14 protein-coding genes are annotated in these 13,913 nt (G+C 30.9%); 3 read left to right on the forward strand and 11 right to left on the reverse strand.

Features of this window, described 5'->3' with window-relative positions; genetic code table 11:
• Positions 1 to 185: 185 nt before the first annotated feature.
• The 7 genes from fabI to Q4528_RS08405 form a co-directional block, all read right to left on the reverse strand.
• Complete coding sequence (gene fabI / locus Q4528_RS08375; RefSeq protein WP_017637383.1) at positions 186 to 956, reverse strand: enoyl-ACP reductase FabI; 771 nt, start codon at positions 954 to 956, stop codon at positions 186 to 188.
• A 212-nt stretch (positions 957 to 1,168) separates the two neighbouring features.
• The gene (locus Q4528_RS08380) at positions 1,169 to 3,013 is read right to left on the reverse strand and encodes a monovalent cation:proton antiporter family protein (protein WP_303521235.1); all 1,845 of its coding nucleotides are present in this window, start codon (positions 3,011 to 3,013) and stop codon (positions 1,169 to 1,171) included.
• 10 nt (positions 3,014 to 3,023) lie between these two features.
• Positions 3,024 to 4,397 carry a magnesium transporter gene (gene mgtE / locus Q4528_RS08385; protein WP_371106437.1) on the reverse strand — a complete coding sequence of 458 codons (1,374 nt, stop codon included), beginning with the start codon at positions 4,395 to 4,397 and terminating at the stop codon, positions 3,024 to 3,026.
• Positions 4,398 to 4,438: 41 nt separating this feature from the next.
• The gene (locus tag Q4528_RS08390) at positions 4,439 to 5,293 is read right to left on the reverse strand and encodes an RluA family pseudouridine synthase (RefSeq protein WP_046466522.1); all 855 of its coding nucleotides are present in this window, start codon (positions 5,291 to 5,293) and stop codon (positions 4,439 to 4,441) included.
• Positions 5,290 to 6,099 carry an NAD kinase gene (locus Q4528_RS08395; protein WP_017637387.1) on the reverse strand — a complete coding sequence of 270 codons (810 nt, stop codon included), beginning with the start codon at positions 6,097 to 6,099 and terminating at the stop codon, positions 5,290 to 5,292. The genes Q4528_RS08390 and Q4528_RS08395 overlap by 4 nt, the downstream gene beginning before the upstream one ends.
• Before the next feature lie 12 nt (positions 6,100 to 6,111).
• Positions 6,112 to 6,747, reverse strand: coding sequence for a GTP diphosphokinase (gene yjbM, locus Q4528_RS08400; RefSeq protein WP_017637388.1), 636 nt, complete (start codon positions 6,745 to 6,747; stop codon positions 6,112 to 6,114).
• A 16-nt stretch (positions 6,748 to 6,763) separates the two neighbouring features.
• Positions 6,764 to 7,111 (reverse strand): UPF0738 family protein, encoded by a 348-nt coding sequence (locus Q4528_RS08405; protein ID WP_017637389.1) that lies wholly within the window; start codon positions 7,109 to 7,111, stop codon positions 6,764 to 6,766.
• Between the two features lie 260 nt (positions 7,112 to 7,371).
• Between Q4528_RS08405 and Q4528_RS08410 the strand changes: the two genes are divergently transcribed.
• The 3 genes from Q4528_RS08410 to yjbH all read left to right on the forward strand — a co-directional run bounded on the left by Q4528_RS08410 (position 7,372) and on the right by yjbH (position 9,240).
• Positions 7,372 to 7,953, forward strand: coding sequence for a CYTH domain-containing protein (locus Q4528_RS08410; protein ID WP_017637390.1), 582 nt, complete (start codon positions 7,372 to 7,374; stop codon positions 7,951 to 7,953).
• 89 nt (positions 7,954 to 8,042) lie between these two features.
• Positions 8,043 to 8,414, forward strand: coding sequence for a truncated hemoglobin YjbI (locus Q4528_RS08415; protein ID WP_029055566.1), 372 nt, complete (start codon positions 8,043 to 8,045; stop codon positions 8,412 to 8,414).
• 16 nt (positions 8,415 to 8,430) lie between these two features.
• On the forward strand, positions 8,431 to 9,240 hold the full coding sequence (gene yjbH, locus Q4528_RS08420) for a protease adaptor protein YjbH (RefSeq protein ID WP_017637392.1): 810 nt from the start codon (positions 8,431 to 8,433) through the stop codon (positions 9,238 to 9,240).
• Positions 9,241 to 9,560: 320 nt separating this feature from the next.
• Here yjbH and pepF read toward each other — a convergent pair whose 3' ends face one another.
• The 4 genes from pepF to spxA form a co-directional block, all read right to left on the reverse strand.
• Positions 9,561 to 11,369, reverse strand: coding sequence for an oligoendopeptidase F (pepF, locus tag Q4528_RS08425; RefSeq protein ID WP_303521240.1), 1,809 nt, complete (start codon positions 11,367 to 11,369; stop codon positions 9,561 to 9,563).
• Between the two features lie 43 nt (positions 11,370 to 11,412).
• Positions 11,413 to 12,405, reverse strand: a complete 993-nt coding sequence (locus Q4528_RS08430; protein WP_029055568.1) for a competence protein CoiA — start codon at positions 12,403 to 12,405, stop codon at positions 11,413 to 11,415.
• A gap of 117 nt (positions 12,406 to 12,522) precedes the next feature.
• A complete protein-coding gene (gene mecA, locus Q4528_RS08435; protein ID WP_029055569.1) occupies positions 12,523 to 13,242 on the reverse strand; it encodes an adaptor protein MecA in 720 nt (239 codons plus the stop codon).
• A gap of 262 nt (positions 13,243 to 13,504) precedes the next feature.
• Positions 13,505 to 13,900 carry a transcriptional regulator SpxA gene (gene spxA / locus Q4528_RS08440; protein ID WP_002450775.1) on the reverse strand — a complete coding sequence of 132 codons (396 nt, stop codon included), beginning with the start codon at positions 13,898 to 13,900 and terminating at the stop codon, positions 13,505 to 13,507.
• Positions 13,901 to 13,913 lie beyond the last annotated feature (13 nt).

A 13,913-nucleotide genomic window follows, 5' to 3' on the forward strand; every position in this document is an offset into this window, starting at 1 on the left:
TCACATAACATAAAATTATAACTAAAAAAGCTGTGAAGATGCCTATAGCCTTCTTCACAGTTTTTTATTGTTTTCCAATACTTCTTCAACTAATCACATAAAACAAAAACCAAGTGGGTCGTAAAGACATCTCACTTGGTCATTTGATTTATTTTGTAGCTTTCGTTTTAAAATTCCTAGCTTTATTATTTAATTGCGTGGTATCCACCATCAACATGGATGTTTTCACCTGTAACACCGCTAGAAAAATCACTTAATAAGTAAGCCGCTGTTTTACCTACTTCTTCTTGGTCAACGTTACGTTTTAATGGTGCACGTTCTTCAATTTCTTTAAGAATTGTGTTAAATCCACCTACACCTTTAGCACTTAAAGTACGAATAGGACCAGCTGAGATTGCATTTACACGGATGTTATCTTCACCTAAGTCTAGTGCTAAATATTTAACATTTGCTTCTAAACTTGCTTTAGCTACGCCCATAACATTATAGTTTTGTACAGCAAATTCTCCACCTAAATAAGTTGTAGCAACAATGCTTCCACCTTCAGGCATTAATTTTTTAGCTTCATTTGCAACAATAGTTAGTGAATATGAACTAATATCTTGCGCTAATAAGAAACCTTCTCTTGATGTTTCAGAGAAACGTCCTCTTAAATCTTCCATGTTGGCAAAAGCAATTGAATGATAAACGCCATCAATATTGCCTACATCTTCACCGATTTTAGCAAAGCCATTAACAACATCTTCATCACTTTGAACATCGATTTGATATAAACGTTGTTCTGATTGATTAAGTTGATCTAATAATTTTTCTAATTCTTTACGGCTACGATCTTTACGATATGTAAATACTAATTTAGCACCTAGTTGATCTAGTACTTTGGCAACGCCAAAACCAATACTACGTTTATTGGCAATTCCCATAATGACATAAGTTTTATTTTCAAGATTTAACATGCAAATAACTCCTTTTAATAAGATATATAATAAATCATTTCAAACGTTTCTAAATTTTTCACTCAATATATTTTAACATTTTTAGTACCTGATAATAAAGCATTTTAGATTTACTCTATAGTTCACACTATACTTATATTAAATTTCATATTATTTATATAATTAAAAAGATCTGTAAGTATGATGTATACTTACAGACCCATAATCCTTTATTAATAATAGAATTCTAATTCTTGTTTTAACTCATCTACATATTCTTTTGAACCTGTCACAATAAGTCTATCTTTATAACGTAATTGCGTATCACCATGAGGAACAATGGAATCATTATTGCGCACAATTCTTACAAAAATAATATCTCCACCGAATGGGAAATTTCGTAATTGGATGTTCTCATATTTATAATTCAACATTTGAATTTCATATAGAGATGTTTCTACATTACTTAATAAGTTAAGCATATTCGGCGTTTCTATTAATCCTTTAAGTAATATTTTATTACTTAGATAATTACTAAATATTTCTATGCCTAACGATTTCATTTCTAAGTCTTCATTTGTACTTTCAAGTCTACATATCACTCGTTCTACGCCATGTTCTTTAGCCATCAAAGCGACTTTTCGGTTGATTTCATCATCATTAGTCGCACATACAACGATGTCACGATCGAATAACCCTAATCTTTCAAGTATTCCTTGTTCATAATCAGCGATTTCGACCATAGTAATTTCATCGGATAATTTACGACTATCACTTAAATCTTTACGATAATAAAGTGAAATGTCATACAATTGGGAAGTTAAATTCTGTACGATAGGAATAGTCAGTTGGTTTTTACCTATCAAGCTTACCTCAATACGACGATTCATTTCATTAGGTACTGGGAATAGCTTTTTAAAAATAACAGGCACAAAGACACAAGTAATGACTGCACTTAAAATAAGTAACCCTGATGTTTCTGCTGAAATTGTCTTTAATTGTTCAGCGATTTTAGCTGCAGCAATAACTAATGATAGCGTTGACGTTAATAAGAATGCTGAAGCAACAGTCGTCTTCATATCAAACCATCGTTTTATAAGAAATACTGGAATTAGCTTAGATACTATAAAAGCCAAAATTAAAATAGGTATAATGATTAATAATGATGGTTCTTTCACTAATGATGGAATGTCTAAATCTACACCCACCATAATAAAGAATATAGGAATGAAAAATCCGTATCCAAATGAGTCTAATTTCTCAACCATTTCTTCATCAGGATTTAATAATGATACAACTACGCCAGCTAAGAATGCACCAAGTATGTATTCAGCACCAACACTTTCTGCTAATGCAACAAGTAATATAATCAATGCAAATACGGCACGTATACCAATTTGTGTAGTACCACCCATTAATTTTTGTAAAAATGACATTCGTTTAAATAGTACTCCAATCACGTAGAAAATAATTGTAAATACTACCAAAATGCCTGTAAGCCAGATGGTACTACCACCGTGACCGTTAACCGCACCATAAATTGTTAGTAATATCATTGTTACTAAATCGGCTAATACCGCAACTAACAAGATAAATTGTCCAATAGTCGTTCTCATTATATTCATTTCTTTTAATGTCGGAACTACCACACCTAATGAAATAGTAGATATGATAATTATCATTAATAATACATCATCTATTAAACCAAACCATTTTAATGCGTATGCTAAAATAATTGAAACAATCATGATTAATGCAAATACTGTCATTGCGAGGTTTAAATGACCTGGTAATTTCTTCTCTTCTTTTCTTTCACCTTGTCGAGGACGAGAATCTTTTTTAAAGGCGTTAAAATCAATTTCTAATCCACTTAAAAACATTAAAAAGATAAAGCCTAATGTTGATAAAATACTAAGCATAGAATCTTTGGTTACTAAGTTTAAAAATGAATTACCTATAATTATCCCCATTAATATTTCAGCAACTACGACAGGTAAAAAATTAATATTCAACCTATTTATTATAATAGGTGTTAAGAATGCAGCTACAACTACAATCACAAGTGATAAGAACTCCATTAGTTCCTCCTTAAGTTAAATATGACATAAATGATGTTGCTAAGCCGAAATAAATTAACATACTTACAATGTCGTTAATTGTTGTAATAAATGGACCACTTGCAACTGCTGGGTCAATTTTTAATTTATTCATTAATAATGGAATCATTGATCCAACTAATGTACCAACTGTCATAGCACACGTTAAACTGCCACCAACAATGACTGCTAATAAGGGTTGTCTATAAATAGCAATAATTATAATGATTAAAATGATGGAACAAACAATTCCTGATAAAAAGCCACTTCCCGCTTCTCTTAAAGCAACTTTAAATTTACTTTGTTCGTCGATATCACCAGTTGAAATATTACGTACAGATACGGCTAAAGATTGCGTACCAGAATTACCTGACATCCCACTAATAATTGGTATAAAGGCTGCTAATAAAGCGACTTTTGCTAAAGTGTCTTCAAAGCTACCTAAAATTGTTGCAGTAATCATACCTAAAAACGTTAAAATGATTAGCCAAGGTAAACGTTTTGTTGCCGTTTTGATTACTGAATCATTAGTAGAATCAATATCAGAGACACCGGCTAAACGAGAGTAGTCTTCACTTGCCTCTTCATCCATAACATCTAAAATATCATCAATTGTAATAATACCTAATAGATGATTTTGGTAATCAACAACAGGTACTGCAATGAAATCATAGTCTCTCATTGTTTGTGCAACGTCTTCTTGGTCAGTTGCGACATCTACACTAATAACACGTTCACTCATCACATCTTCAATATAAGCATCGTTCTCAGCTGTGATTAAATCTCTTAAAGATAAAACCCCAACTAATTGATCATCTTCATTGATAGCAAAAATCACGTAAATTGTTTCAGCATTTGGCGCTTGTTCTTTAACATGCATTAATGCTTCTTTAACAGGAGTAGTAGATTTTAATGAAAGATATTCTGTTGTCATAATACCGCCGGCGGTATCTTCTTCATAATGTAGTAATGCCTTTATTTCATTGGCATCTTCTTTATTCATTAATGTAAGTAAACTAGCGACTTTAGGTTTAGTTAATTCGTTTAAAATGTCTACTGCATTATCGTATGACATTTCTTCTAAAATATGACTTGCGTAGTTTGCATTAATTTTTTCAAATAATTCTTCGTAATCCTCATCGTCTATATCCAAGTGATCAAAGAAATCAGCAACTTCTTGTGGTGATAAGAATTGGAATATTTTTTGTCTATTCTCATCATCAGTGTCTTCAAAGTATTCACTTTGTTCGTAATTATGCATTGATAAAAATTCTTCTCTAAATGCATCTATATCTTCATTTTGTAATAATTGATCTAATAAGTCTTTATCGTACACATCTTCGCTAGCGTATTCTTTCTCTTTCATTTCTGTGTCGTTAGACAATTTAAACACCTCCAAAATGCTTTTTATATCATGTCATACCATTGATTTAGTTGTTTATAATCAGTTGTTATTTCAATTGTATTTTTACTTACTGGGTGTTCAAATGTTAGTTTGTAACACTGTAAACATTGCCCCTCTATTTTATCATGTTTACCACCGTATAATGTATCACCAATTAAAGGATGACCTAAATGTTGAAAATGCACCCTTATTTGATGAGTCCGACCAGTACATAATTGGACTTCACATAAACTTACATGACTCTTTTGTTTAATCGTCTGATATATGGTTTTAGCATACTTACCATTTTCTGATACTTGTCTTTCAATAATACTATGACTAGTTCTTGAAATGGGCGCTTCAATCACATCACTTGATTTTGTTAAACCATGGGCTAAACATATATATTTTTTATTCATATTAATTTTTGAAAATAAGTAATGAATATATCCATATTTTGCAAATAAAACAATACCAGTCGTATTACGATCTAATCGTGTAACAATATGTGGGTTAGTATTTTCACCTTTGTCTTGTAAATAACCTAAAACTTGTTCAACTAAGCTCTCATGTGGATGTTCACGAGAAGGTGCACAATTTTGTCCATTAGGTTTGAAGACAATAATAATATAGTCATCTTCAAATAAAATATCTAATGGTTTCAAATATGGAACTAAGTTAGCGCTCGGAACTTCCTTTGGTAAACGCACTTCTAATTTGTCATTGATATCAAGTTCAAACCTTACTGTTACAGGTTTATTATTTACAAGTAAAGCGCCATTAGTTTTAATGGCGCTAATCGTTTTCTTAGAAAAATCATGTCGTTTTAAAAATGTTTTAAGCGTTTCTTTTTGCGTAATTGTATAACGGAATATCATATTTCATCATCACTTGAAATAAAGGAATCGTGTACCCTTTTCCAAAATGGGAATGGTCTAAAGCGTGCAAACCTTACTTTTTCATTTGCTACTCTATATTGAATCGCATTCACATTTTTATGTTTAATGCTGACATGGTCAATAGTCGTACGTATCGTATCATGATTCACTGGGGTAATAAGACAAGTATGATGTTTAGGTAACACAAGTGGTGACCCTACCGTTCTAAACACGCGATTGTTAATTGACGCAATCTCAGCAATTTGCATTGCTTCAAGAGAAGGATGAATTAACGCTCCACCTAATGCTTTGTTATAGGCTGTAGAACCTGATGGTGTAGATATACACAAACCATCACCTCTAAAACGCTCAAAATGTTTTCCACGAATATTAACATCCACAACTAATGTTGATCCATTTTCAGTTTTCATGGTTGCTTCATTCAAAGCTAAGTACCTTGTTTCATAACCATTATTATTATATCGGACTATGATTTCTAATAATGGATATTCAATGACTTGAAATTCTGAATTGTTAATTTCAATAATCAATTTTTCGACTTCATGAGGTAACCAATCAGCATAAAATCCTAAATGGCCAGTATGAACACCGACAAATGCTACTTTCGATAACATATGACTATACTGATGAAAGGCTTGAAGTAAAGTACCATCGCCACCAACTGATATGACTATTTCTGGATTTTCTTTATCTTCAATCATTTGAAAGTCTTTCATATGGCTAATCATTTTATGCTTTAACGCATTGGATTTTGAATCACCTTTAGTTAGGATTGTATAACGCATCTTTACACCTCATTAGTCATTTTCATGCTTTTTTGCACGCTTTTGTGTATAGTATTTTTGTGCTTCTTGAATTTCATCTTTGATTTCAGACATTTCTTCATCTAATAAGTATGCCGCTTCAGCTGCTCTTTCTAAACGATGTTGTATCTCACTTGGATAATCCCCATCATATTTATAACGCAATGTATGCTCAATCGTTGACCAAAAGTTCATTGCCAATGTTCTAATTTGAATTTCAGCTAATATCGACTTTTGTCCACTCAATGTTTCAATTGGATATTCAATGATGACATGATAAGAACGGTAACCACTTTCTTTAGTATTACGAATATAGTCTCTTTCTTCAACGACGCTAAAGTCTTTACGTTGACGTAAAATATTGACAACTACATCGATGTCATCAACAAATTGACACATAATTCGTAACCCAGCTATGTCATACATTTCTTCTCTTAATCTATCAAATTGAATTCCACGTTTATTGGCTTTATCAATTATACTTGAAATAGGTTTTACGCGGCCTGTTACGAATTCAATGGGAGAACTATGTTCACTAATTTCATATTGTCTACGTAATCCTTTTAATTTTACTTTTAATTCATTAACGGCCTGTTTATAAGGTGTTAAAAATTGATCCCACTGGTTCATATTCATTCACTCCGCTTCATTCTAGTTCAAAAGTTTTTTCAACAGCAGAAACAAACTCCTTACCATAGTTATTATTACCTTCTATATTATCCAATATGTAATCTAATTCTTCTTGGAAATGTTTAAGTTCTAACGTTTCATTTACGACTAGTTTTTTACCTTTATTTTCATGTAGCATTGACCATGTTTCTTCAACAAAGATCAAATACGAATAGGATTGTCCATCATCTAATATGTATGCAAATCCGTAGTTATCACTGTCAACAAGCATTTGTCCTACTTCTTCTAATCCTTCAATAGAATCTTCTGAATAACAATAAATTGTATCATCTTTCACTTTTATCTCATTTATATATATACGCATGCTTGCCCCTCCTTATTCCATATTAGTTTAACATAATTTGGCCATTCAACACACATATCTATGCCATTATTCTTACATTATTATTAGGTTTATGATTGTTCAGATTAAAACCAAAAGTATATGTCTGATATTATTAAAATATATGTAAAATTGTACATCGTCAAAATGATCAAAATTACTTTAAATCATGGATGATTTACGTCATAATATTAATAAATTTAAAATAAACATAAAGAAAAGTATCGGGGTGTATCTCTATCATGGCAACTAATAATGAAATTGAATTTAAACAAATACTAAATGAAAATGTATATAATGACATTAAACACAAATACTTTAAGGACGATACTCCTTTTAAACAAATTAACTATTATATTGACACTGAGGATTTTAAATTAAAATCAAATCAATCGGCTTTAAGAATACGTGTGAAAGACGATACTTATGAAATGACGCTTAAAGTTCCAGCAGAAGTCGGTTTAACAGAATATAATTTTGATGTATCTATAGAACCTAAAATTAATAAAGTAATTAGCCACGATCAATTACCATCAGACATTAGACATATTATATCTGAAAAATACGGCATTCAAGATGGTAGTTTATCTATTTTAGGTGCATTAACAACATATCGAATGGAAACCAATTATAAAAATGAATTACTTGTACTGGATAAAAGTGAATATCTGGGCACTGAGGATTATGAACTTGAATTTGAAGTTAACCAATATGAAGAAGGTTTAACAAAATTCAATGAGTTACTTCAGTCATTTAATCTGGCTCACCAAAAACCATTGAATAAAGTTCAACGATTCTTTGAACGAAAAAAAGAATTATCTTAAATTAGCAAAAAATAGCTATAATGCAAATTACTTTCATATGTAAAAATTCATGTTATATTAGATATATATTAATGGAACACGGTGATAATATGCCTAGAACACCTTATGACATCATCGGGCAAGACGCACTATATCAAATGATTGATCATTTTTACTCGTTAGTTGAACAAGACGATAGAATTAATCATTTATTCCCTGGTGATTTTAAAGAAACGAGTCGAAAGCAAAAACAATTTTTAACTCAGTTTTTAGGTGGCCCTGATTTATATACTCAAGAACATGGACACCCCATGTTAAAAAGACGACATATGGAATTTACAATTACTGAATTTGAACGCGATGCTTGGTTAGAAAATATGTCTATTGCGATTACCCACGCTAATTTTCCCGCTGGGGTTGGAGACTATTTATATGAAAGATTGCGACTAACAGCTAATCACATGGTAAATTCCGAAAATTAATTGTAGGTGAAATGACATGGCTGAAGAGTTAAGAGTAATGGAGAATAAGAGTTGTGAAGATGCAAATACTGATCTATCACCTGTATGCAAAATAGAAATTTACTCTTTTTTCGATCCCTTTAGTAAAGATTGCTTTAAATTATCCGCAATTTTATCTAAATTAAGAATTGAATATAATCAATATATACGTGTTAGACATATTCTTAATCCTTCATTAAAAGTTTTAACAAAATGCCAAGCACAAAGCACCTCTGATTTTGATAATATTGCCCTTGCTTATAAAGCGGCTGAATTACAAGGTCGTTTAAGAGCTGAGCGTTTTATTCATTTAATGCAAAATGAAATTATTCCAAAGCGTGATATTATCACTGAAGAAATGATATGTGATTGTGTAAAAAATGCTGGAATAGATTATGAAGTGTTTAAAGAAGACTTACAAAAAAGTAAACTTACTGAAAGTTTAAAAGTTGACTTGCATATAGCACGTGAAATGGAAATTGAACAATCCCCTTCTCTCGTCTTTTTCAATGAAGATGTGCACGAAGAAGGTTTAAAAGTTGAAGGATTATATCCTTACCATATATACACATATATTATTAACGAACTTATGGGTAGTCCTATTGAAAAGAACTTACCACCAAAATTAGAGACATACATTCAACAAAAGCAACTTGTTACAATGGAAGAATTGCTTACTATATATGAATGGCCTGAGAAATTACTTAATAAAGAACTAAAAAAATTAATGCTTCAGCAAAAAGTTGAAAAACTTAATTATCCTGAAGGTAAATTTTGGAAATCAAAAATGCCCAAACCTAATTGTTAAATATAAATATTAATAAAGCCAACACAAAATGATTTTAAATAATCTTTTGTGCTGGCTTTTTGTTTATTCATTAATTGTATAATTTATGTATATTGTTCAACGTATAATTTTATAATAAATTAAAAAAACGCCGTGTCTGATTACACGACGCTAAACAAAGGGGATGGGAGAAATTTTTCACTTCAAACAAAGGGGTATGTTTGTTATGTGATTAATTTCATGTTCATAATATAACACGACACATACCCCATTTCAACCATTCAGTTTATTAAATTTTAAATTGTCACAATCTGTTCATAATGTAAGCGAATTCAATCATATTAAGCTTTCATTAGCTTTTCAAAAGCATCTAATTTTTGTTCAAAGACTTCACATGCTTGTTCAATTGGTTCTGGTGTTGTCATATCTACACCCGCATTTTTTAGTATTTCAATTGGATAATTTGAACTACCTTTTTTCAAGAATTCATTAATATATCTTTCAACAGCTGGTTGCCCTTCTGTCAAAATTTGATGACTTAAACTTTGTGCAGCACTATAGCCTGTTGCGTATTGATATACATAATAATTCATATAGAAGTGTGGAATTCGAGAGCATTCTTTACTGATATCTTCATCAGTTTCGACAGCATCTCCAAAATATTGTTTATTCAATTTGGCATATTCTTCATTCATACGATTAGGTGTTAATGGTTCACCCGCTTCTTCAATTTGATGAATTTTATGTTCAAATTCAGCAAACATAGTTTGACGGAATAGAGTTGCTCTAAATCGTTCTAATTCTTGGTTTAGAAGTAATAAGCGTCTTTCATCGTCAAGATGTTTATCCATATAGTCACTTAGTAATGCTTCATTACAAGTTGAAGCAACTTCTGCTACAAATATAGTATAATCACTTAAGTTTGAAGGTTGGTTTTGACGACTGAAATAACTATGAGCTGAATGACCAAATTCATGAACTAATGTATATAAATCAGATACTGTATCTGACCAATTTAATAAGATGAACGGATTTGTTAAATGCGCACCTGATGAGTAGCCGCCTGAACGTTTACCTTTATTTTCATATACATCTACCCAGCGATTTTCTAGTCCTTCTTTAACTACATTTAAATATTCTTCACCCATAGGTTCAAGTGCTTTTAACATCCATGATTTAGCTTCTTCATAAGGCATTTCAAATTTAACGTCTTTTACTAATGGTGTATATAAGTCATACATTTTCAAATCATCAATACCTAATAACTCTTGACGCAATTTAGTATATCTATGTAGTAAAGGTAAGTATTTATGAACTGTTTTCACTAAGTTATCATAAACTTCTTCCGGAATATGATTATTACTTAAAGCTTTTTCACGTGCAGAATTGTAATGGTGTGTACGAGCGTTAAAGACATTTTTCTTAACTTCACCTGCTAATGTTGCACCTAAAGTATTATTATGTGCTCCATAAGCTTTATAAACATTTCTGAAAGCAGATTCTCTTAATACTCTATCATCTGATTCTAGATATTTAATAAAAGTACCTTGTGTAAGTGGATGTGCTTCTCCATCTTTATCTATAGCATCTTCAAATTCTAGATCAGCATTACTGAACATTCCATATACATTTGATGGTGTAGATAAAGCATCTTGAGCTTCAGTAAGTAATTTTTCAGTATCAGCATCTAAAATATGTGGACGTTTTTCATTAATAAGTTGTAAATCGAACTCATATTGTTTCAATTTATCGTTAGATTGAATAAACGATTGAATTGTCGCTTCATCAATTTGTAAAATCTCTGGCACTAAGAAACTCCATGCTGAACTGTATTTAATAATTAATTGGTGTGCACGTGATTCCATACCAGTATATTGATCATTAGCAGTATCTTGGTCTCGTTTAAGATGAGCATAAACATACACCTTCTCTAATTTAGTACCTATTTCATCTTCTAATGCTAATGCTTCATATAAAGTTTCGGCACTGTCACCTAAGTGCCCTTTAAATTGCTCTTCTTTACCGATATCATTTTCAACTTCTTTAAATGCTTCTTCAAATGCTTCATTGTTTGGGAAAATCGTTGTTAGATCCCATGTATATTCAGGATATTTAAGTTCCTGTTCTTCTCTAGTTAATTGTTGATTCATAAATAAACCTCCTCGAAATTCTCAATAACTTAATTTTCTCATTTTAGTAGATAATTTGCACGTCTTTACTGTTAAGATTTATAGCATATTGATATTCCATTATTATCGCCTTAATAATCTCAATTTTAGCTTTTGTAGGATTTGAAAATTGTCTGAAATCAAGGCATTTTTCAAAGTATTGATAATTCAATCGTTTTTCTTTCTCTAATAACAATAATTGAAGTTGCCATTCGATAGGATGGGTTTTGATATATATTTGATGAGGTACGATAAATCCCACTTTATACGCCACCTTATCCTCAAACAATTGTAATTGATACATCGCACTTAAAGTAGGCTCTAATACTGAATTCTTCCAACGACATCGTTGTATATATTTTAAAATCTTTTGATTACTCAGTTTATAAATTGTATTTGAACTATGACTAAGTTTATTAGCCTTATCTAAATAGTTTATCAATGTTTGTCTTCTTGCTTTAAACGTCTTACCACCAATATGTTGTATATCTGAATAAACTATAGGTGACTTATCTTGTTCATTCCAAGTTAAAAGTCTCTTAGTTTCACAATCAATAGTACTTGCTTGAAAGTCACTTAGACTTAGCATCATTTTGCTTTTATCATATTTAATATCTTTAACAATCCATATGGGATGTAATCCAATACTATTCAGACCGTCACTACGTAGTCGTATCTTGGATAAACTAATCATAGAAAACTGTAATTCTAACGCTATTTTATCGTTAACTACTATATCTGGTAATTGATTAATCAATTTGTAAAATGGCTCAATTCGGACAGTATATCCTAATCGTTTTAACATAGTTGCTAATTGGTATTTTGCGTGATAGTGAAGTTCTGATTCACCTTTTGCACACCATCTTTGACTCTGGCTTTCATGTGCAAAATGAGGCATAACTTTTATTCCTTTTTTCAAAATTAATTTTGAATGGCAATGAGGACAATAATAATCCACATTTTTAATGGCATTTTTAGCTAAGATATGTTCATTGTTATGATTTAAAGCTACTAACATACGTTCACCTCATAAATATTAACGAAGCAAACACTATTTTTACTTTTGACAACATATAAGTTTAAAGAAGTCCATAAAAAAACGAGACATTTTCATGTCTCGTCTAAAATACTATTTTTATTCAGTTGCGTCAGTAAAATAACGACGCATTTGAGAAGTGACATTGTGACTCATAATGATTTTACCGTAGTCATTCAAGTACACTTCAGTTTTATCTGTTGGATAAGCAAATTCTAACAATTGACTATAACTATCATTAATTGTCTCTTGATCTACATTTTCATCAAAATGGATAGCATAATAATATTGTGAATCAATCATGTAAAGTAAATCTTCAAACTCTACTGTACTTTGATTGTTGTGATAAGCATAATTTATTACTTGCTCTAGATCTTCAAATTTAACTATGACAGTACGCATACTTGCTTGTTTACGCTGTCTTTGAGGTTGTTCTTGTTGTGCTTTCTTTTGTTGATCGCGTTGTTCAAATATATTTTCTACATTATCTTCACTTTCAAGTGTTTGAGCTAGAAGTTCATTTACTTGGTCATCAAATTGATCAAAATGATTATCATCAGCCATATTCATAGCTTCTTCATTTTTAGACTTAGAAATAGTCACTTCCACACCCTTTTCAAAGGCATGTACTTGAATCCATAATGGACCTTCAACAACAAAATCTTCTTCTTCATTGATTTCATCCATCATAGACCAAAAGAATTCTTCTCCACGTTTGCGGTTTGTCCATAAATCTTCACGACTAAAGCCACGCGCTTCTATATCGCTATATGTTATAAACAATTTAACTGTTGTATCATCTACGCGTTCTATTCTCATATCATCTCACTCCTTACAGTCGATGAATAGTAACCATATTGTATTAGAACGTGACTTAAATTACAATCTATTTGTTTGATTAAATTTAACTATATTTTTATGGGGTTCTTATAGTGTTATATTCCCCATTTTCATAGGTAAAAAACAACCATCTATGACTCAATTCAACTTCTATAATATACAAAAAACAACACCATTTCAAAAATAGTGTTGTTGTAATATCTTTTAGTAAAGTGATTAAATCACATTGTTATTAAAGTTATTAGTCAACCAAACGTTGAGCTTCTTGTAATTGGAACGTACGGACTTTTCTTGGTAAGAAACGTCTAATTTCATCTTCGTTATAACCAACTTGTAAACGTTTATCGTCTAAAATAATTGGACGACGTAGTAAACCAGGATTATCTTGAATAATTGAGTATAAATCTTGTAATGGTAAAGAATCAATATCAACATTCAATTTTTGGTATGTTTTAGAACGAGTTGAAATAATCTCATCAGTTCCGTCTTCAGTCATTTTTAAAATTAATTTAATTTCATCAATTGTTAAATGTTCAGAAAAAATGTTACGCTCCGTATATGGAATGTCATGTTCTTGTAACCATGCTTTCGCTTTACGGCAAGATGTGCAACTTGGTGAAGTAAATAATGTTACCATACATCTCACTCTC

The sequence above is a fragment of the Staphylococcus pasteuri genome, from assembly GCF_030547725.1.
Taxonomy (GTDB): Bacteria; Bacillota; Bacilli; order Staphylococcales; family Staphylococcaceae; genus Staphylococcus; species Staphylococcus pasteuri.

What these genes read in the sequence shown, in the direction of transcription:
- fabI (WP_017637383.1), bottom strand. Translation starts at nt 956, where the DNA reads ATGTTAAATCTTGAAAATAAAACTTATGTCATTATGGGAATTGCCAAT.
- Q4528_RS08380 (WP_303521235.1), bottom strand. Translation starts at nt 3,013, where the DNA reads ATGGAGTTCTTATCACTTGTGATTGTAGTTGTAGCTGCATTCTTAACA.
- mgtE (WP_371106437.1), bottom strand. Translation starts at nt 4,397, where the DNA reads ATGAAAGAGAAAGAATACGCTAGCGAAGATGTGTACGATAAAGACTTA.
- Q4528_RS08390 (WP_046466522.1), bottom strand. Translation starts at nt 5,293, where the DNA reads ATGATATTCCGTTATACAATTACGCAAAAAGAAACGCTTAAAACATTT.
- Q4528_RS08395 (WP_017637387.1), bottom strand. Translation starts at nt 6,099, where the DNA reads ATGCGTTATACAATCCTAACTAAAGGTGATTCAAAATCCAATGCGTTA.
- yjbM (WP_017637388.1), bottom strand. Translation starts at nt 6,747, where the DNA reads ATGAACCAGTGGGATCAATTTTTAACACCTTATAAACAGGCCGTTAAT.
- Q4528_RS08405 (WP_017637389.1), bottom strand. Translation starts at nt 7,111, where the DNA reads ATGCGTATATATATAAATGAGATAAAAGTGAAAGATGATACAATTTAT.
- Q4528_RS08410 (WP_017637390.1), top strand. Translation starts at nt 7,372, where the DNA reads ATGGCAACTAATAATGAAATTGAATTTAAACAAATACTAAATGAAAAT.
- Q4528_RS08415 (WP_029055566.1), top strand. Translation starts at nt 8,043, where the DNA reads ATGCCTAGAACACCTTATGACATCATCGGGCAAGACGCACTATATCAA.
- yjbH (WP_017637392.1), top strand. Translation starts at nt 8,431, where the DNA reads ATGGCTGAAGAGTTAAGAGTAATGGAGAATAAGAGTTGTGAAGATGCA.
- pepF (WP_303521240.1), bottom strand. Translation starts at nt 11,369, where the DNA reads ATGAATCAACAATTAACTAGAGAAGAACAGGAACTTAAATATCCTGAA.
- Q4528_RS08430 (WP_029055568.1), bottom strand. Translation starts at nt 12,405, where the DNA reads ATGTTAGTAGCTTTAAATCATAACAATGAACATATCTTAGCTAAAAAT.
- mecA (WP_029055569.1), bottom strand. Translation starts at nt 13,242, where the DNA reads ATGAGAATAGAACGCGTAGATGATACAACAGTTAAATTGTTTATAACA.
- spxA (WP_002450775.1), bottom strand. Translation starts at nt 13,900, where the DNA reads ATGGTAACATTATTTACTTCACCAAGTTGCACATCTTGCCGTAAAGCG.